Origin of the sequence: Prevotella sp. AM34-19LB, from assembly GCF_003468525.1 — a bacterium.
GTDB lineage: Bacteria > Bacteroidota > Bacteroidia > Bacteroidales > Bacteroidaceae > Prevotella.
Genome location: NZ_QSIG01000021.1, coordinates 17,227 through 38,150 on the forward strand (window position 1 = coordinate 17,227; position 20,924 = coordinate 38,150).

At 48.8% G+C, this 20,924-nt stretch carries 14 protein-coding genes and 3 pseudogenes; 11 read left to right on the forward strand and 6 right to left on the reverse strand.

The window, feature by feature from the left end; genetic code table 11:
• Positions 1-36: 36 nt before the first annotated feature.
• From DW830_RS08080 to DW830_RS08100, 6 genes and pseudogenes are all read right to left on the reverse strand, one after another.
• Entirely contained in the window at positions 37-891 is an 855-nt protein-coding gene (locus tag DW830_RS08080; protein ID WP_119249516.1) for an HAD family hydrolase, read from the reverse strand.
• On the reverse strand, positions 891-1,949 hold the full coding sequence (locus DW830_RS08085) for a lysylphosphatidylglycerol synthase transmembrane domain-containing protein (protein ID WP_119249517.1): 1,059 nt from the start codon (positions 1,947-1,949) through the stop codon (positions 891-893). The genes DW830_RS08080 and DW830_RS08085 overlap by 1 nt, the downstream gene beginning before the upstream one ends.
• 18 nt (positions 1,950-1,967) lie before the next feature.
• Entirely contained in the window at positions 1,968-2,882 is a 915-nt protein-coding gene (locus tag DW830_RS08090) for a CDP-alcohol phosphatidyltransferase family protein (RefSeq protein WP_119249518.1), read from the reverse strand.
• Between the two features lie 17 nt (positions 2,883-2,899).
• Positions 2,900-3,046 (reverse strand): hypothetical protein, encoded by a 147-nt coding sequence (locus tag DW830_RS17330; protein ID WP_199656086.1) that lies wholly within the window; start codon positions 3,044-3,046, stop codon positions 2,900-2,902.
• On the reverse strand, positions 3,040-4,530 hold the full coding sequence (locus tag DW830_RS17335) for an NTP transferase domain-containing protein (protein ID WP_199656087.1): 1,491 nt from the start codon (positions 4,528-4,530) through the stop codon (positions 3,040-3,042). Before DW830_RS17335 ends, DW830_RS17330 begins: the two co-directional genes overlap by 7 nt.
• A 39-nt stretch (positions 4,531-4,569) precedes the next feature.
• Positions 4,570-5,720, reverse strand: a pseudogene (locus DW830_RS08100) (N-acetyltransferase).
• Between the two features lie 207 nt (positions 5,721-5,927).
• On the opposite strand from DW830_RS08100, the pseudogene DW830_RS08105 reads away from it, so the two are divergent.
• From DW830_RS08105 to DW830_RS08155, 11 genes and pseudogenes are all read left to right on the forward strand, one after another.
• Positions 5,928-7,273: pseudogene (locus tag DW830_RS08105) on the forward strand (MATE family efflux transporter).
• Between the two features lie 88 nt (positions 7,274-7,361).
• Positions 7,362-8,302: pseudogene (locus DW830_RS08110) on the forward strand (serine O-acetyltransferase).
• On the forward strand, positions 8,286-9,833 hold the full coding sequence (locus DW830_RS08115; protein WP_119249519.1) for a class I SAM-dependent RNA methyltransferase: 1,548 nt from the start codon (positions 8,286-8,288) through the stop codon (positions 9,831-9,833). The pseudogene DW830_RS08110 and the gene DW830_RS08115 overlap by 17 nt, the downstream one beginning before the upstream one ends.
• Positions 9,834-10,045: 212 nt before the next feature.
• The gene (locus tag DW830_RS08120; protein WP_199656088.1) at positions 10,046-12,292 is read left to right on the forward strand and encodes a S9 family peptidase; all 2,247 of its coding nucleotides are present in this window, start codon (positions 10,046-10,048) and stop codon (positions 12,290-12,292) included.
• Between the two features lie 101 nt (positions 12,293-12,393).
• Positions 12,394-14,358: an HD-GYP domain-containing protein gene (locus tag DW830_RS08125; RefSeq protein WP_119249521.1), complete on the forward strand. Its 1,965-nt coding sequence runs from the start codon at positions 12,394-12,396 to the stop codon at positions 14,356-14,358.
• Positions 14,359-14,525: 167 nt separating this feature from the next.
• Entirely contained in the window at positions 14,526-15,794 is a 1,269-nt protein-coding gene (purD, locus tag DW830_RS08130; RefSeq protein ID WP_117663491.1) for a phosphoribosylamine--glycine ligase, read from the forward strand.
• A gap of 124 nt (positions 15,795-15,918) precedes the next feature.
• A complete protein-coding gene (locus tag DW830_RS08135; RefSeq protein ID WP_147487238.1) occupies positions 15,919-16,878 on the forward strand; it encodes a hypothetical protein in 960 nt (319 codons plus the stop codon).
• A gap of 15 nt (positions 16,879-16,893) precedes the next feature.
• The gene (locus tag DW830_RS08140; protein ID WP_089544912.1) at positions 16,894-17,346 is read left to right on the forward strand and encodes a YqaA family protein; all 453 of its coding nucleotides are present in this window, start codon (positions 16,894-16,896) and stop codon (positions 17,344-17,346) included.
• 74 nt (positions 17,347-17,420) lie between these two features.
• Positions 17,421-18,335, forward strand: coding sequence for a metal ABC transporter solute-binding protein, Zn/Mn family (locus DW830_RS08145; RefSeq protein ID WP_119249523.1), 915 nt, complete (start codon positions 17,421-17,423; stop codon positions 18,333-18,335).
• A gap of 20 nt (positions 18,336-18,355) precedes the next feature.
• Positions 18,356-19,102: an HNH endonuclease gene (locus DW830_RS08150; RefSeq protein ID WP_119249524.1), complete on the forward strand. Its 747-nt coding sequence runs from the start codon at positions 18,356-18,358 to the stop codon at positions 19,100-19,102.
• A gap of 419 nt (positions 19,103-19,521) precedes the next feature.
• Positions 19,522-20,811 carry a DNA cytosine methyltransferase gene (locus tag DW830_RS08155; RefSeq protein WP_119249525.1) on the forward strand — a complete coding sequence of 430 codons (1,290 nt, stop codon included), beginning with the start codon at positions 19,522-19,524 and terminating at the stop codon, positions 20,809-20,811.
• Positions 20,812-20,924: the final 113 nt, after the last annotated feature.

The following is a 20,924-nucleotide window of genomic DNA, read 5'->3' on the forward strand; positions in this document are numbered from 1 at the left end:
AAACAGCTGCAAAAACCTATTATATATTTCAGTTTTTTATGAGATTTTCAGAAAATTCTCCATCTCAGAGAGTTTTCTGATGATGCCATCGGGGATGGATTCATCCACCTTCTTCTCTTCCCACTGCAATCCCTTGATCCAGAGGGTGTGGCAACCCAGCTTATGGGCAGGGATGATATCCTTGCCATAGGTATCGCCCACTACCAGCACCTGAGAGGCTGGAAGATCGAGGGCACAGACTCCGAGGGCGAAGATGGCTGGGTTCGGCTTGCGCACACCCACTACTGCCGATTCTATCACGTCCTCGAAATAGCCATCGATTCCTGCATCCTTCAATACCTGATTGATGTTGCCGTAGAAATTGGATACCAGCACCATCGGATACCCCGACTGCTTCAGATGCTCCAGCACCTGCCTGTTCTCATTCAGCAGAGCAAGGGTCTTGGCATTGATATAGCGAGCCATATCCACTGCTATCTGATGAATTTCTGAATCAGAAAGGGAGAGGAAAAGGCTTTCTGATGAAGCATCAGAATCTTTTCCGGGATTCCCAAGCTTCGCCTGTTTCTCAGAATCATCCTTTCCTGTCTCCAGCAATTCCTTTCCTGCCAGGAAATTCAATTCCAGGATCAGTTTTTCTCTGAGAATATCCTCGAAATGGAAATCGGGAGTCACGATGGGATTCACAGCCAGTGCTCGCTCACCATACACGTAGGCATCGCGAAACGCCTGCTTGTGGATACTTACTCCTGGCTCTACTTCCTCGTCATCAGCCACACCGATGCCGAAGTGCTCGTAGCCCTGCCACAGCACTTCCGACCAGTGGTCGCCCCTGGTATCGAGCGTGCCACCATAATCAAAGATGATTCCTTTTATATCCAGTACTTTCATTATTTTCCTTTATTAATTGTTTGCTGCTGGCTCTTCTGATCAGCCTCGTATTCTTCCTGAATCTTCTTCAGGTCCTTGTTTCCCACCTTGATGAGCAGAATGCCGATGGCTATCCATACCAGCTCACGGATTCGGGTGATGAGACCGGTATATACACCCAGGGCACCCGTAAGATGCAGACCATCCACCGCCAGAGCCAAACCACCCTCTCGGGCTCCCAACTGCATAGGAGAGAAGAAGATGAGGTTACTGAAGAGCGATGAGAAGGCAAGAATCAGAATGCTGTCGGCGATGCTGATATCCGCCGCAAAAGCCTTCAGGATAAGATAAATCTCCAGGCTCTGGAGCACTCTCGCCATCACCTCGAAGAAGAGAGAACTGTAGAAGGTGCTCTTATGCTGACCATGCAGCAGGGCTATCTGCGAATCTATCTGCTCCAGGGTCTCCTGCTTCTCCTGCGCAAACCGCTTAGCCCAGTTCTTCACGAAAGGAATATGGGTGAGCAGACGGATGCCCTTCTGTGCCATTCCCGTCTTGTAGCCGCGGGCGAAGAAGTAGATGCCTAGCAGGCAGAAGGCTGCGATGAAGCCCAGCATGATGCCCATAGGGACACCTATCGGATACAGGGCGATATAGAGAAATACCGACAGGAACCAGAACCAGAAATGGGAGAAGATGTGCATCATCACATAGAGAATGACCGATGATGTAGCCTTGCTCACACCCGTAAAAGGCTTCAACTCCATAATGCGGTAAGGTTCGCCGCCCATCAATCCGCAGGGAGTGGTGTAGTTCAGGGCAAATCCGCTCACGGTGAGCTTATATACTCGCCAGAACGAGAGTCCCTTCACCCTACCCTCATCGTTGATGATGAGCCACCAGGAAATGGTGTTCACCCAGTAAACCACGAGCCACAGACCGAGAATCAGCGGGAAATAGATGCCCGCCTGCTTCAGATAGCGCCAGATATCGGTATAGTCCATATCCATCGTGCAGAGCATGATGATGATGGCGATAATACCGAACGCCATGAATATATTTCTGAACTTGTTATTCATATAAGTATTTGTTATTGTTTATGCCCCGTACTCTCCCTTCAGGACCTTCTGGTTGAGCTTCAGACAAAGACGCTCGTGGGTTCCTCTCATATAGAAGAAAATCAGGCTGAACACGGTAATCTCGATAGCCGGATAAAGCCATGGAAGACCTATCAGGATTGAGATGAACAGCGTGATGCTGCGCCAGTTGAAGGTAAGGATATTGGCATATTTCATCAATGGAAGACTGCCCGCACGGAAGTCGGCACGCAACTGCTCAGGCAACTGCTGCGGATATCTTTCGCGCAGATTTCTCTTGAATATCTGGAAGATAGGAGTATCCCGCTCCTGTCCCAAGGTATAGTTCTTGTAGAAGAACTGGAAGAGCTTCTGCACAGGCTCCTTCTTCCACTTCATCTGCTTCCACAGCTCTACCTGCTTGCTGGCATCATCCAGTTCGCTTCCCTCCTTTCCTTTCAGGAAGAAGAGGTGAATCTGACGGTAGTAGTCGGCAAGACGGCTCTGAATGGCATGGCATCCGAAACCGGCTACGATGCAGAGTGCCCAGATCTTCCAGCCCCACTCTGGCATCAGACGGAAGGAGATGGCGAAGTAGATGCTGACAAACCAGAAGTCGCCAGCAGCACCATCGAGGATTCTGCCCAAGGCACTCTTCTGGTTGGTGAGTCGCGCCAGCTGTCCGTCGCAGCTATCATATACGTTTGCCCAAATGAGCAAGAAGATGCCCAAGATGTTGATTGCCAAATCGTCGAAATAGAAGCAGATGCCCGCTCCTACGCCGAGGAAAATGGAAAGAATGGTCACCACGTTTGGGGTGACGTGAAGCATGCGGAAGAATCGCGCCCACTGGTAACCAATAGGACGATAGAAATAAATATCAATGTGCTCCTCGGTATCCGCAGATTTCAGAGAAGCCTTAAATTCCTGATTCATCTTTTTTTATTTTTTTGTTATTCCTGTATCATTTTTGTTGCTATATAGAACGCAGCCTCATCACGGCATGGCGCAAAGCTAGGCCAGTCGTTGAAGTCGATGATGCGGATGCTGCCATCCTCGCTGACCACACAATCGCCGCCATATACCGGCACATTCAGCATGTCGGCAGCTTGTCAGCCTCAGCCTTCAGAGCCTCGGCATCGAAGGCGATGCCCTGAGCCTCACCATTGATCACCTCCAGTCCGAACTTGGAACGATGACCGCATTTCGATGGATAGAACCAATAGAAGAAATCGGTACCCGATACGCCGTAGAACTTGATGAGGTCGCCCTTCAGGTGCTCATTCACCACCACCGATGTGATGCCGCGCAGCCAGAATTCCTTCAGCAGCGCCTCAGCCTCCTGCTCGTTCTGCACATAGCAGGTATCCTCCTTCTGCTGCGCACAGCCGTCTCCACGCTTCAGCCAGCAAGGATAGTGGATATCCTTCACCATCTCTCCGTTTCTGCCGATGATGCGGCTCTCGGGAGTAGCGATGCCTCCGGCGATGAAACGCTCGGTCATGATGCGGCGGATGCAGCGGTTTACACCCAGACTGGAGTTCACCACCAATACGCCTTCCTCCTCTATTCTGCCGAGAATATCGAGTGCCTGCTTGCTGCGTGCCATCGAGAAGAAGCCATCCACGCCCACTGTCACACGGCAGCGAGGCCATCCGTAGGCTCTCTCCAACACAGTTGCCTTGCGGCAGAATTCCTTCTCGCACATCAGCATCACCTTCGCACCGAGTGCCTCCAGCTGCTGTTTTACGGCATTCATGATGGCAGCATCGTTATCCACGCAATTAGGCGAGAACTCGTTGCCGCGGCATACCCCCACCAGGGTCTTACCCTCCAGCGGATGGATGAAAGCCTCGGCCTTCGCAATATCCTCCTTGTGATCTACATCGAGAATCTTGTTGATAGGATAAGCCTCCAGCTTCAATCCCTCTACCACCAGCTGGCGCTGGAAGTTGCGCATACGGCTCATGCCCTGCTCCATGCAGTGGTCGAGCACATCCAGCGCCTTGTCGCCCAAACAGTAGATGCCACCCGAAATCAGATGGTCATCGCCCTCCTGCTTATCATGGAAGCCCGTAATTCGGGGTTTCTTGTGCGAACCCTGCTTGTCGAGCAGACTGGCACCCTCGGCATCCGCCTGCTTCTCCACACCAACCCACAGCGGTTTTTCATCATCTACGTATGGGGTGACAGCCATGCAGCCGTCAATATCCTTTGCCTCCTGGAAGTGGCGGATATACTTCTTGAATTCCTCCTCACGGAAGATGGTATCCACGGTGGTGAGGCAGAAGCGCTCGCCACGGAGATATGGCGAGAGGGCATGCAGACTGTGCATGGAACTAGGAGTGGTCTTTACCACCAGGCGCAGAGGCACCGGCAGCTTCATCTGCTCCAGATGTTCACGCACCGCCGTGCTCCATTCGTTGACAATCACTACGATTTCGGTAGCACCGCAATCTACGAAGATGCGTAGAAGGCGCTCTATCATCGGTTCGCCGCATACCGGCACCAGGGGTTTAGGCTGTTCCACGCCTTCCTGTGCCAATCGACTTCCCTCGCCTGCGGCTATAACTGCAAATCTCATTCTATCTATTTCTAATTATTTTTATTTTTCTTCAATTTCCTATAACTTTCTTCTGTAGCAGCGGCGGCGACGGTGCTGCACGCTTTCCAGATACTGCCACTGGCTCTGCACTCCCTTGTTGCTCTCCATCTGCGGCATCGCCTCCGCCCATTTGAAACCGTAGCGGTGGTACTGCTCGATGAGGTCGGCGAAGATGAGGGCATTGGCACCCTTGCTGCGATATTCCGGCAACACACCGATGAGCACCAGATCCACGGTATCAGTGGCATGGCACTTCATCACCCGCAGGAGTCGAAGCCATCCCCAAGGGAAGAGCTTGCCGTTGCGGTTCTTCTGCAACGCCTCGGTCATGGATGGGAAGGATACGCCGAAACCGATCAGGCGGTTGTTGTCGTTGCCATCTACCACACCGGTGATGAGGTTCATATCCGCCATCTTGATATACGAATCCACATACCCGTCGATCTGTCGGTCGGTGAGTTGCTGGAAATCGTAGAGATCCTTGTAGGTTTCGTTGACGATGCGGAAGACTTCCCTGCCCATGCCGCCCTGAACCAGTTCGTGCTTGGTAAACTTATGCACATGCAGATTGTAGCGGCTCTCGATGAGCTGGGCTGTCTTGGCAAATTTCGGAGGGGTTACCTCAGGCACCTTGATGCGGTACTCCAGCCAGTCGTTGTCCTTCTGGAAGAGCTCCAGAGCATCCATGTGCTTGGGATAATAAGGGTAATTGTAGTTGACGTACATGGTGGATTTCTCGTGGAATCCTTCGATGAGCATTCCTTCGCGGTCCATATCGGTAAAGCCAAGTGGTCCTACCAATTCTTCCATGCCACGCTCTCTGCCCCACCGGGCTGCGGCATCCAGCAGCATACTGGAAACCTCGAGATTATCGATGAAGTCGAACCATCCGAAGCGCACCTGCTTCTTGTTCCACTGGTCGTTGGCACAATGGTTGATAATGGCGGCAATGCGGCCTACCACCTCGGGATGCTGTAATCGATAGCCAGGAAATATTGCGCTTCGCAGAAATCGAAGGCAGGGTTCTTGCCTTTGCTCAATGTATTCCACTCGTCAAAACGCAAGTAAGGAACGGCATATTTGCTACCTTCATAAAGGTCGTAATAGAACTGTATGAAAGTTCTCAATCCTTTCTTGGTAGTAACGGGTATGATTCTAATATCACTCATTGATCTGATTTTTTCTAAAACTTTTTGCTCTGATTTTTCTTTTTTATAATAATGTATCATCAGAAAAACGGTGCAAAAGTACGAGTTTTTTCCGAGATGGCAAACGAAATCCGTGTTTTTTTTCCTGCCGAGCGTTAAAATCATCGAATATTTCCCCCCTTTCGGAAATAAAGCAGTAACTTTGCAGGCTGAAAGGATTCTAGAAATATGAAGAAATCGAGAGATAATTATACATTCCTGACCCATGCACCGGTGCATCGGGTGATTTTTACGATGGCGATTCCTACCATTATCAGCATGTTATCGACGAGTATGTACAACCTCGCCGACACCTACTTCGTGGGCAGCATCAATACCCAGAGCGTGGCGGCGGTAGGCGTTTCCTTCGCCATGATGGCAGTAATCCAGGCTGTTGGTTTCTTCTATGGTCATGGCTCAGGCAACTATATCTCACGAATGCTGGGAGCCAAGGAGATGGAGAAGGCGAAGAAGATGGCATCCACGGGCTTCGTGCTGAGTTTTCTGACGGGACTTCTCATCGCCATTCTTGGGCAACTTTTCCTTACACCGCTGTGCATTCTCCTGGGTTCCACCCCCACCATCCAGCCCTATATCGAGCGCTATCTCGGCATCATCCTGCTGGGTGCTCCCTTCATGACAACTTCTCTGACACTCAACAACCAGATGCGCTTCCAGGGCAATGCGATGTATGCAATGAAGGGAATCATGTCGGGAGTGCTTCTCAACCTCATCCTTGCCCCGCTGCTCATCCTTTATTTTGCCATGGGCATCACGGGTGCCGCCATCGCCACCCTCACCAGCCAGTGCTTCGGCTGCGCCATGCTCTTCTGGATGACGCATAAGGGAGGAAACATCCGAATCCATCTTCGCAACTTCACGCCATCCTGGGCTTACTTCAAGGAGATTATCTTTGGCGGCACGCCTTCCTTATCAAGACAGGGCTTGGGAAGCATCGCCACACTGGTGCTGAATGTGGCTGCCGGAGCCTACGGAGATGCAGCCATTGCGGGTATGAGTATCGTGACGAGAATCTCGTTCTTCACCTATGCCGTGGTGATTGGATTGGGGCAGGGTTTCCAGCCGCTCTGCGGTTTCTGCTATGGAGCCAAGTTGTACGACCGCGTGAAGGAGGCTTTCTTTTTCTGCATCAAATGCGGCACGGTATTCCTGGCGGTATGTGCCGTCATCGGCTTCATCTTCTCTGAACAGATCATCGAACTTTTCCGTGATGATCCTCATGTCGTAGCCGTGGGTTCCGTAGCCCTGAAGTGGCAGGTAATCAGCTTCCCTCTGGTTGCCACCATTGTGCTGACGAATATGTTGACTCAGACCATCCGCAAGCCTGTACGTGCGAATATCGTGGCAGCAGCACGTAGCGGTTTGTTCTTCATTCCGCTCATTTTCATCCTCCCTCATTTCTTCGGATTACTGGGCGTGGAGATGTGTCAGGCGTGGCAGATATCTGCTCCTTCCTCGTGGCGGTACCGATAGCCTGGAGTGCATTCAGGGATATGAAATTGCAGCAACGCTAAAAAAATCACAAAAAACAAGAACGAATTCTTTGCAGTTCAAGAAATTAATCGTATCTTTGCACTCGAATTTTATTGATACATTAAGAACATGAGTAAAGATACATTAACTCATCAGCTGACAGAGACTATCGACGAGCTTTCAAGCGCCGAATCGCTTAAGGGTCTCTTCCATCAGCATAGAGACGGAAATCCACTTCCTTCGGGCAAGGCGCTCGAAGACATCATCAATCTGTCTCGCTCCATCCTCTTTCCGGGATATTTCGGAAACTCATCCGTGAATATCTCTACCATCAAATACCATATCGGAGTAAGAGTTGAGAAACTCTACGAGATGCTCGCAGAACAGATTCTCGCCGGACTCTGCTTCGCCAACGACTGCGAATCGGAAACCCAGGCAGAACTGCAGCACCAACGTGCCAAGCAGGTGTCATCGCCGCCAAAGCCATCATGGAATTTCCCAAGCTCCGCAAGATTCTCGCCACCGACGTAGAGGCAGCCTACAACGGTGACCCGGCGGCGATGAGCCACGGAGAAATCATCTCGTGCTATCCCGTGATCAAGGCTATCACCAACTATCGTATCGCTCATGTTCTGCACAAGCTCGGCGTGCCACTCATCCCAAGAATGATGACGGAGCTGGCACACTCGGAGACGGGTATCGATATCAATCCGGAGGCTACCATCGGCCACCACTTCACCATCGACCACGGCACGGGTGTGGTTATCGGTGCCACCTGCATCATCGGCAACAACGTGAAGCTCTACCAGGGTGTTACCCTCGGAGCCAAGAGTTTCCCGCTGGATAAGGACGGCAATCCTATCAAGGGAATCCCTCGCCACCCTATCCTGGAAGACGATGTCATCGTATATGCCAACGCCACCATCCTGGGCAGAATCACCATCGGAGAGGGCTGCATCGTGGGCGCCAACGTGTGGGTGACCAAGGACATGAAGCCGAAAACAAAGAAATATAGAAAAGAAAAACAAAGTTTATTAGATATAGAATTCAATAATGGAACAGGAATTTGAACTCATTGCCAAGACCTTTATGGGTCTGGAGCCAGTCTTGGCTGAGGAGCTCACCCAACTGGGTGCTAACAATGTACAAATAGGTCGCCGCATGGTATCTTTCACTGGCGACAAGGAAATGATGTATCGTGCTAACTTCCAGTTACACACAGCCATCCGCATCTTGAAACCAATCAAGCACTTCAAGGCTCGTTCTGCCGAAGAGGTGTACGACGAGGTTCAGAAGATCAAATGGGATGACATCTTAGACGTGAAGAAGACTTTCTCGGTAGATTCAGTAGTCTATTCTGAGGAGTTCCGCAACTCACGCTTCGTGACTTACAAGGTAAAGGATGCCATCGTGGACTGGTTCCGCGAGAAGCAAGGCACACGTCCTAACATCAGCGTGTCTAACCCAGACATCCGCCTCAACATCCATATCGCAGAGGATAACGCTACCCTGAGTCTCGACTCAAGCGGTGAGAGTCTGCACCGCCGCGGCTACCGCCAGGAGCAGGTAGAGGCACCTCTGAACGAGGTTCTCGCTGCAGGTATGATCCTGATGACCGGCTGGAAGGGCGAATGCGACTTCATCGACCCAATGTGCGGTTCGGGAACCATCGCCATCGAGGCTGCCCTCATCGCCCGCAACATCTCTCCAGGTGTATTCCGCAAGGAGTTTGCCTTCGAGAAATGGAACGATTTCGACCAGGATCTCTTCGATATGATCTATAACGACGACTCTCAGGAGCGCGAGTTCGAGCACCACATCTACGGATATGATGTAGATATGAAGGCGGTGAACACTGCCAACCTCAACGTGCGTGCAGCCGGTCTGAGCAAGGATATCACCATCGCCCAGCAGGATTTCAAGGACTTCACACAGCCTGCCGAGAAGAGCATCATCGTGATGAACCCTCCATACGGCGAGCGCATCTCTACCCCTAACCTGCTGAACACCTACAAGATGATCGGCGAGCGATTCAAGCGTGCCTTCGCAGGCAACGAGGCTTGGGTACTGAGCTACCGCGAGGAGTGCTTCGAGCAGATTGGTCTGAAGCCATCTATCAAGATTCCGGTATATAACGGAAGTCTGGAGTGCGAATTCCGCAAGTACGTGATGTTCGACGGCAAGATGAAGGAGTTCCGCTCTGAGGGCGGTATCGTGAAGACAGAGCGCGAGAAGAGCGAGATGGCGCAGAAGCACCGTTTCAAGAAGGAACGCGAGTTCAAGAAGCGTGTGAGCGAGGAGACTGAGAACGAGGAGGCAGATATCCGCAGCTTCCAGTTCCACAGCCATCGCCTGGAGGACTTCGAGAAGCGCCGCAATGAGATTCGCCGTGGCGGACGTCCACGTGTGGGTGCCGGAAGACGCGACGATGATGATGACCGCAAGGGCAGCCGCAGCTTCGGAGGCAAGCGCGGAGGCGACCGTAACGACCGTAACAACAAGCGCGGTGGTTTCAAGGGAGACCGCAGAGGCGGCAAGAACTTCGGAGGAAAGCGTGGCAGCAAGCCTAGCTTCGACACCGACTTTGATGACGAGGATTAAGATTTTCTAGCAATGCGGTGAAACGCCGTATTGCTAAGAATCTAGCAATGCGGCGAAACGCTGCGTCGCTAAAGATAAAATCCTAGTTATCAAATAGATAAACCACATAACACCACAAAACGTGGTGTTAAGTGTTACAAAAAAACAAGAAAAAAATCATGAATCTGAAGAATTCAATTTATAAATTATCTTTTGCAGCTATGATTTCCATGATGGCAATGAATGCAACCGAGATACAGGCTCAGGGCGTGGTTCCTGCGCAGAAGGGCGAGAAAGCCTTCACACTGGAAGACCTGAACTTCGGTGGCAACAACTACCGCAACATGGTGGCAAAGAACCGCTGGTGCACCTGGTGGGGAAATGAACTCATCCATCAGGACATTGAGGCATGCTATCTCGTAAACAAGACTACCGGAAAGGAGACAAAACTCTTCGGTATCAACGATATCAACCAGTGGATTGCTCCTACCAAGGACATCAAGGTAAGAGCCCTCTACAACGCTCTGTTCCCTTTTGCAGGCAAGAGCATCGTGATGGTAAGCAACGGCAGCAAGACCTACACCATCGACTTCAAGAAGCATAAGCTGCTGAGCGAGATGGAGTTTGAAGATGGCGAGAACCTCCTCGAAGCTAACGCACAGCAGAATGCATTCGCCTATCTGAAGGGCAGCAACCTCTATGTGCGCACCTTCGATGTAACCAACAATGCCATGACAAGAGAGAAGAAGTCTCACGATTTCCAGATCTCTACAGACGGCAGCCGCTCTATCGTCTATGGTCAGAGTGTTCACCGCGATGAGTTCGGCATCAGCAAGGGTACCTTCTGGAGCCCTAACGGCGAACTGCTCGCCTTCTACCGCATGGACCAGAGCATGGTGACAGATTATCCGCAGGTGGATATCCCGGAGATTGATTACTTCAATCATCCTGAGACAGAAACCTGCTGCGCCAAGCCTGCACCAGACAAGTATCCGATGACAGGCGAGACATCGCACAAGGTAACCGTGGGCGTATTCGACTGCATGACCGGCAAGACCATCTATCTGAAGGCTGGCGATCCTACAGACCGCTACTTCACCAACATCGCATGGAGCCCAGACAGCAAGACCATCTATATGTTTGAGCTGAACCGCGACCAGAATGACTGTCGCCTCACTGCCTACAGCGCAGAGACCGGCGAGAAGACCGGCGAGCTCTATCGCGAGACCGATGAGAAGTATGTAGAGCCTTGTCACCCAATCCAGTTCCTGCCTTGGGACAGCAACAGTTTCATCATGCAGAGCCGCAAGGATGGCTACAACCACCTCTATCTCTGCACCCTGGGCAAGCACGGCAGCCGTATGGCGAGCAACACGGAATCGCTCGAAATCAAGCAGTTGACATCGGGTAAATGGGAAGTGATGGAAGTGCTCGGCTTCAACGCCAAGCGCAAGAGCATCATCATCGCATCCAACGAATGCTCTCCTATCCAGCGAAACATCTTCACCGTAGATACCAAGACCGGCAAGCACACCATGATGGACGATTGCGGCAAGGGCTGGCACAACGCTACCCTGAGCGGGAACGGACAGTTTATCTATGACAACTACTCTACTCCTACCGTGCCTCGCAAGATTGCCATCGTAAACACCGAGAACGGCAAGCGCACCGCTTACTTCACAGCCAAGAACCCTTGGAAGGGCTACAACGTGCCTGAATACAGCTGCGGTTCGATCAAGGCCGACGACGGCGTAACCGACCTCTACTGGAGAATGGTGAAGCCGGTGAACTTCGACCCTAACAAGAAGTATCCTACCATTATATATGTATATGGTGGACCTCACGCCCACAATGTGGATGCCCGCTGGAACTACAGCAGCCGTGGCTGGGAAACCTACATGGCAGAAAAGGGCTATCTGCTCTTCATTCTCGACAACCGTGGCAGCGAGAACCGTGGCAAGGCTTTCGAGCAGGCTACTTTCCGCCAGCTGGGTCAGGTGGAGATGAAGGACCAGATGAAGGGTGTGGAGTATCTGAAGACCCTGCCTTACGTAGATGCCGACAAGATTGGCGTACACGGCTGGAGCTTCGGAGGATTCATGACCATCTCATTGATGACCAACTATCCTGACGTATTCAAGGTAGGAGTAGCCGGCGGTCCGGTTATCGACTGGCACTGGTACGAGGTGATGTATGGCGAGCGCTATATGGATACCCCACAGACCAACCCAGAGGGTTACAAGAAGACATCCCTGCTCTATCAGGCTAAGAACCTGAAGGGTAAGCTGCAGATTATCCAGGGCTTGAACGATGTGACCGTAGTGCCACAGCACTGCCTCACCTTCCTGAAGGCTTGTATCGCAGCAGGTACCCAGCCAGATTTCTTCGTATATCCAGGTGAGCCTCACAACATGAGAGGTCATCAGAGCACTCACCTGCACGAAAGAATCAGCAACTACTTCTTCGACTACCTGAAGTAAAAAGAATAATAATTAATGTATAAGAGACTCAATCCGAAAATAATACGGATGGAAAATATAAGAGAGTCTATCTGAAGTAAAACAAATCTTCGGAACGAAAGATGATAAACAAGATAAGAAAAGTAATTTTATTAATTACCACTATACTCTTTGCCTGCCACCTGCAAGTGGCAGGTAAAGAGCTTTTTGTTTCTAAACAGAGCATCCCCGACTTTAAATTTATCTTCGACAAGCTATCTCAGAACCGCATCATCTACAATCGCTACAACGACAGCATCTTCAGCATCCACAACCACGACGAATGGGTAAGATTCTTTATGGCAAGAAGCCAGAAGAACCATCAGATCTATCATGAGAACGTGAAGCTGCTGAACAGCATTGCAGATTATTTCGAAACCGATATGGCAGATACGACGAAGGAGAGCATTTTGCCGGATGCTGCCTACGACAGTCTGAATGTACATTTCTTCCGTAACTATGCCTATGCCCTGACGGATCCCTTCATCACGAACAGGATTACCGACATTCTGATCAGAAACTTCAAGAACCGGCAAGACCAGAACTACTATTTTCTGAGAGCCATGAGCTGGAAGGGTTCATCCTATTATCAGATATGGAAGCTGAACAGAGACAACGAGACTTTGAAAAAAGCATACGATTGCATCGCATACGTAGCCGACAGTGCACACTGCCATACGCCCGAAGAACTGGGGCTGTACGGCTATGCCCTACAGGATCTGTGCCTATCTGCATGGACACTCCACCATATCCAACCCCTGAAAAAACTGCAGGAAAGATACGAAAAGCTGGAAGAACTGGCTAGAAATCATACGGCAGACCAACTGGAAGTACCCGAAAAGAGAAGGCAGCTATGGATTAACCGAATCAAAAACAGAGACTTGGAGATAGTAAGAGGAATCTATCTCACCAATCCGGAACTGATAGAAAAGAAAGAAGGAGACGCATTGGTAAAACGAGTGATAAGACAATATCCGGATACCGTAGGACTCAGCACCTCTACGAAGCTCAACCTCATCGTCTTGAAGCTAAAAATGGGAGAAATCCGGACAAGAACAGCCTTGAAAGAAGCCGTGGGAATATACGAAACGTTAATCAAACCATTTACACGACAAAAAGTTCTGGGGGAAAGTGCCTTCTATTCGCTGATGTCTCATTATCCCAACCTGGCATTCATCGTAGATACCGCCAGAGTTTCAGCCAATTACAAAAAGAAGTACGTAAAGATGTTCTGTGAAGACATTATCAGGATGTTCAGACATCGCAAAGACCAGCAGAACTCCACACAGTATAATCAGACACTGGAAGATGTGAGCACCTATCCCCGACTCATCAAATACCTGAACGATGAGGAAAGAATAGGATTCGTGATGGAACTGAACGTAGCAACCCAGGTTACCACCTACGCCCACTCTACCCACGTGGCACGACTTGCAGAAACGATGATGAAAGCCATCATCAGGTACCGGCGCGAACTCCTGGTAGGAAAGCTGGGCATCAGCAGCAAATGGCAGGTAAGGCTTCATCAGCGACAGCTCATCCACTTCATCACCCGTGCTGCACTCTGGCACGACGTGGGCAAGAACAGTATCGTAAGCGTGGTGAACAACGACTATCGACAGCTGTGCGATGAGGAGCGCAGCATCATCAGAATGCATCCCCGAATGGGACTGAAATACCTGAAGATATCGCAGGAACTGAAATACTACTACGATACCACGCTGGGACATCATAAATGGTACAACGGCAAGGGAGGCTATCCAAGCGACTTCGACAACACCAAGTCGCCTTACCGCTTCATGATAGACATCATAACCCTGTGCGACTGCATGCAGGCTGCCACCGAGCGAGTAGGCAGAAACTACAAGCAGGAAAAGAGCTTCGAAAAAGTGATGGAAGAACTGAGAGAAGGCGCAGGAACCCGATACAATCCCGACCTGGTGAAGCTGATAGATGACATACCGGAACTCTACAAGGAACTGGAGAGGATTGCCATCTACGGATGGCCGGATATCTATTATGAAATCTATAAGCACTATATGCGATAAAGATTTTAGGCTTTTTGCTTGTATAGTTCGCTGAAATTTAGTAATTTTGCAGCAAATTAGGAATTTGGATGCAAAAAGGAGTAAATATCTATCCTGATTGTAAAAGAAGGAGAAGACCAATATCCTGATTGTAACATGTAATAGAAGAATTATTAAACGTAACTACGATGAAAATATTATTGTTAGGAGGCGGTGGCCGCGAGCACGCCTTAGCTTGGAAAATCGCTCAGAGCGAGAAGTGTGAGAAACTCTTTATCGCTCCTGGCAATGCCGGTACGCAGAATGTCGGCGAGAATGTGAATATCAAGGCTGACGACTTCGAGGCGCTCAAGAACTTCGCTGTCGAGAACGGTGTTGATATGGTGGTAGTAGGTCCGGAAGACCCACTGGTAAAGGGTGTCTATGATGACTTCAAGGCTGACCCTCGCACCCAGAACATCCCTGTGATTGGTCCATCAAAGGCTGGTGCCGTGCTGGAAGGAAGCAAGGACTTCGCCAAGCAGTTTATGAAGCGCCACAACATTCCGACAGCTCAGTATGAGACTTTCGACGGCGAGCACGTAGAAGAAGGCTTGAAGTTCCTGGAGACTCTGAAGGCTCCATACGTATTGAAGGCTGACGGCTTGTGCGCCGGCAAGGGTGTTCTCATCCTCCCTACCCTGGAAGAGGCCAAGAAGGAGTTCAAGGAGATGCTCGGCGGTATGTTCGGCAACGCTTCTGCACGCGTAGTTATCGAGGAATTCCTCAGCGGTATCGAGTGCTCCGTATTCGTATTGACCGATGGCAAGAACTACAAGATTCTGCCTGAGGCTAAGGACTACAAGCGCATCGGCGAGCACGATACCGGTCTGAACACCGGCGGTATGGGTAGCGTTACCCCTGTGCCATTCGCAACCAAGGAGTGGATGCAGAAGGTGGATGAGCGCATCATCCGTCCTACCGTAGAGGGTCTGGCTGAGGAGAACATCGACTACAAGGGCTTCATCTTCTTCGGTCTGATCAATGTAGAGGGCGAGCCTATGGTTATCGAGTACAACTGCCGTATGGGTGACCCAGAGACTGAGAGCGTGATGCTCCGCCTGAAGAGCGACATCGTGGATCTCTTTGAGGGTGTAGCTGCCGGCGATCTTGACAAGCGCAGCATCGAGTTTGATGAGCGTGCTGCAGTCTGCGTGATGCTCGTAAGCGGTGGTTATCCAGAGGCTTACAAGAAGGGTTATCCTATCCAGGGTATCGATGAAGTGGAAGGTTCTGTAGTTTTCCACTCTGGTACAGCCATGAAGGATGGAAAGGTTGTAACCAATGGCGGCCGTGTAATCTGCGTAAGCAGCTACGGCAAGGATAAGGAAGAGGCTCTGAAGAAGAGCTTTGCCGAGGCTCAGAAGATTCAGTTCACAGACAAGTACTTCCGCTCTGATATCGGACAGGATCTTTAATCCATAGGCTCCACACGCCCTGAAAGGGCAGAAGCTCTCAGCCCAGGGCATCGCCCTGGGTTATGATTCAAGGGAGAATGTCGCCCTGTAAGGGCAAAAGCTTCATCATATTTCAAAAAATTAGATGTTAAGAAAGAAAACTTTTCAAAATAAAGTGGCGGCTAGCCGCTACGCTCTACCTGTAACAGCAACCCTTGCCGCCTTGGTATGGGTTGCTGTAGGTTTTTTAGTAGCTAACATTTGGGTGCAGTTCGCCTTCACCATTCTCTCTACCCTGCTGATGGTGGAGCTCAACAACCATAATTCCCTGATGCGAACCTACAGCCGAATGGTGTCCTGCAGTTTCCTGGTGTTCATCACCATGACCTCTCTGCCTACACCCTCCTTCAAGGCAAGCATCGTGACGATGTGCTCCATCGCCTTCTACCTCATCATCTGGAACAGTTACCAGGACAGGCGGGCGGCAGGATGGACCTTCTATGCCTTCTTCTGCGTAGGACTCGCCTCAATGGTGTTCATCCAGGTGGGATATTTCCTGCCCTTCCTGTGGCTGATGATGATGGTATTCACCAATTCCTTCAGCATCAGAAACTTCTTTGCATCTATCATCGGACTCATCATGCCGTACTGGTTCTCAGCGGGTTACTTCGCCTACACCAATAATATCGATGGACTGATCAGTCATTTTGCGGAATTCATCAACTCTCAGGATCTGTTCGATTATTCGCAGGTTACCGACCACGAGGTGGTGAATCTCCTGTTCCTCATCATCCTGAGCACATTGGGCAGCATACACTTCCTGCATACCTCTTATGCAGATAAGATCCGTACCCGAATGATCTACAATTCATTCATTCTGATCAACTATGTGAGTCTTGCCTTCATCATCCTGCAGCCTCAGCATATCAAGGAGTTGAGCAGCATCATGATTGTAAATACGGCACCACTCACCGCTCACTTCATCACCTACACTAAGGGAAAGCTGGCGAACATCGTCTTTATCTCGGCGCTGGTCATCATGGTATTGATATTGCTATACAATATCTTCATTCCGGAAATGGTATTGCTGCAGGCTATTCAGTAAAACAAATAATATTCAATGGGTTACATAATAGACTTTTTAATCAACTGGGGCTATTGGGGCATGCTTGTTTCCGCCTTTCTTGCCGGCAGTTTCTTTCCTTTCAGCAGCGAGGTAGTGATGTCGGGCTTGCAGGCAGCAGGACTGGATCCCATCCCTCTGGTGATATATGGCAGCATAGGAAATGTATTGGGATCGCTGTTCAACTATGGCGTGGGCAGACTGGGCAAAATGGAATGGATAGAGAAATATCTGCACGTGAAGAAGGAAAAACTGGATCAGGCAGAAAGATTCATGGCTGATAGAGGTGCCTGGATGGGCTTCTTCGCCTTCATCCCGATTTTGGGAAGCGCCATCACCATCGTGCTGGGACTGACAAGAGCCAATATCATCATCTCTACCATCAGCATCACCATCGGAAAAGTGCTGAGATATATCCTCTTGGTTTATGGCCTCAGCTTCATCGTATAAACATATAAGCAGATTTATAACATAAGGAGATTTTTCAATATAAGGAGATTATAACATAAGGAGATTTTAAGAATATGAAGAGATTTCTATACCTTATTATATTATGTGTCATTCTTGCCGGATGCAAGGGTACACCTCAGAAACAGGCTGATTCGGGAAAGACTTCCGGAACTGAGAAGCCTGCGGGTACGGTTACAGTTACAGTTACGATTTCCCCCTACAAGTATTTTGTAGATCAAATTGCCAAAGGCAAGGTGGATGTCAACGTGATGGTACCGAATGGAAACAACCCGGAGACTTACGAGCCATACGCCCAGCAGATGATGGAACTTTCGAAGAGTGCCCTCTATCTGAAAGTGGGCAGCATCGGCTTTGAGCAGACCTGGATGAAGAAGCTGCAGGACAACGCTCCAGATATGAAAGTGATAGATACTTCCGTGGGCATCAAGCCTGCCAAGACTCCGGGTGGCAATATCGACCCGCACGTATGGATGAGTTGCAGCAACGCCCGCATCATAGCCAGCAACATCCTCAAGGCGCTCTGCCAACTGGAGCCAAAGAACAAGGCTTTCTTCGAGAAGAACTATCAGTCGCTGCTCAGCATCATCGACAAGAGAGACAGCACCATCAAGGAGAGCTTCAAAAAGGACCCAGATCTGGTTCGCAAGTTTGTGATTTATCACCCTATCCTCACCTACTTTGCCCGTGATTACCAGCTGGAGCAGCTTGCCATAGAGGAAGAAGGCAGGGAGCCTAGTGCCTCCCAGCTGAAGAGCCTCATAGAGAGAGCCAGAAAAGAGAATATCAAGTTCTGCCTGATACAAGCAGAATTTGCCAACCGCAATACCACTACTTTCATCAACGAAAGCCACACCAAGCCAATGAATATCAATCCATTGCAGGGCGACTGGAACAGGGCGATGCAGGAAGCAGCAGCCGCAGTACTGGGCAAAGGAACGGCGGTAGCTGGAAAAAAACAGCACAGATAAACAAAACAATTATTTATTCAATGATTCAAACTAACAATCATCAATTATCGGAAAGACTTTCCGATTTTTATCGCTTCCTTTCAGGAGAAGGAGGCGTGAACACCCATTCGCGCACGAACTATATTTCATGGCTCAAATTTCTTGATGGACAAGGTTACGAACTAGAAAGTTTGCAGTCTTATGATGATATAGACGATTTGTTAGAAAAGGAAAAAGAATTACAACCAAATCGTTCGAAATACAATAAGACAAAAGACCTTGTCAATTTCAAGTCGGCATTACGTAAATTTTTACAGTTTCGCAATTCGGATTTTGCCAAGCAACAAGAAGAGACCATTTTGGAAAAAATAAAGAAAGTGGAGAACGACACCACTCTTTCTGTTACGGAACGAGAGTCTATCGTAAAGTCAAGGATAGGACAAGGAGAATTCCGAGACAAGTTGATTAAATATTGGAATGGATGTTCCATTTCGTCCTTTTCACATTTTGACTTGCTTATCGCCTCCCATATCAAGCCGTGGAAGGACGCAGACAACGAGGAACGGATAGATTTATACAACGGCTTGCTCCTCTTGCCTAATTACGACAAACTATTTGACAGAGGTTATATCTCTTTCGATAAAAATGGAGTCGTTATGTATTCTCGCTATCTAGATGTTGAAGATCGTAAACTCTTGGGAATGGACAACCATGTACATCTCCTCAAATTGGAAGATAAGCACAAGGTGTTCTTGGAATATCATCGTGAAAATTGCCTGATGTTGTAATGTGATTACACCATCAGGCATTTCTCTTGCCTTTTCTCGCATGCATTTTTTAACTTGCCCGCATGCATTTCTTAACCAAATATTAGATGATTTATATTCTTTTTTTTCGTACTTTTGCAGCGCATTTTAATGATGCATAGATAAGAATTATATTATAAATAAATTGCGATTGACAATGAATTAAAAGAAATACGTAACATCCTTGACACGACTGGGTATCAGAATTTGCACTTCAACAGAACCTCCATAGCTGTCAATATCATCGGATGCTCACGCACCTTCTGAGGGCGTGGACATGGGCTGTTATTGATTGGAGTGGCCGTGCAAAGCCTTGATACCAATAATTTCCCCCACGCCCTCATTCGTTTGGAATGGGGGATTTTTCGTTTCTCTCATCATCGCATTCAAAGATTGTGATTATGAGTTTTCTACGTAAAATACAAAGAGAATATACTATTGGTGAGGTTGCCAAACTGATGGGAACCACCCAAAAGATAGTGAGACGCTATGTTGCTTCAGGTGAGTTGAAGACAATAAAAAGCAGCAATGCTTTTCGAATTAGCGAAGATGCACTAAGAACTTTCCGTCAATATATGGTAGAGGGAGGCAATGTAAAACGCTTAGAAAAGATTACCACACCCTCCAAGTCTCCCAAGAACAACAGAAAGAATAAAGATAAGGTTAATTGGGCAGACATTACCCCATACTGGTATAGAACGAGCAAGTCGAAAATGACCTTCGTTGATTTGTTTTGTGGTGCTGGTGGTCTTAGCAAGGGACTTGAAATGGCTGGTCTAAAAGGTATTTGTGGTCTCGACAGTTTTCACGAAGCTTGTATGACATACAGACATAATTTCAATCATCCGGTAATAAACGGAGATATAAAAGATGCAGAAACCAAGAAAACATTTTATGAGACTGTAAGAAAGCAATTGGGTGGAAGCCAGTTAAATATTGTGGCTGGAGGTTTTCCTTGCCAGGGCTTTTCTATGTCCGGAAACCGCATCATAGATGATCCTCGCAATTCGCTTTACAAAGAACTGATAGAGATTGTTGTAGAATTACAACCCGATTTTGTAATCTGCGAGAATGTCAAGGGGCTTAGAACGATACAAAAAGGACTTGTGGAAAAGAAGATTGTAGCCGACTTTAAGGCTATAGGCTATGAGGTAAACGTAGCCACACTTTGTGCTGCTGATTATTATACTCCACAAAAACGAGAGCGTGTTATCTTTATCGGAAACAGAATCGGAGCTAAGAATTTCCATCCACAGCCCATCCTCTCCCCTAAAGATTATGTAACAACAGGGCAAGCAATAGGCGATCTTATAAATCACCCTATAGACCCAGCCTTCAATCATGTACCTACAGTGCATCGCATAGACATGATTCAACGGATTATGACTACCCGAGAAGGAGAAAGCTTATATAAAGGATATGGCGATGCTTGGAAAAAATGCCCATGGAACGCTCCCTCTTGTACCGTTAAGGAGAATCATGGCGGCGTGAACCTTCATCCTAAGCTTCCTCGTGTGCTGACAGCAAGAGAAATGGCTCGGCTTCAGTCGTTCCCTGATGATTTTATCTTTGAAGGGAAGAAGAGCAAGCAACTTATCCAAATTGGAAATGCAGTTCCTCCACTATTAGGGAAAGCCATAGGATTGGCTATTCGTCTTTCTTTCCTTGATTTAAAAAGGAATAGCGAGTAATAAAATGCTTTTTTCTAACTAAATGCATTTTTTCATTTCCTAATTTGTGAGATTCGATTTTTTTATTTATCTTTGCAAACTCTATGGGTATGTTGTTCCTAAAAAGATAAAGT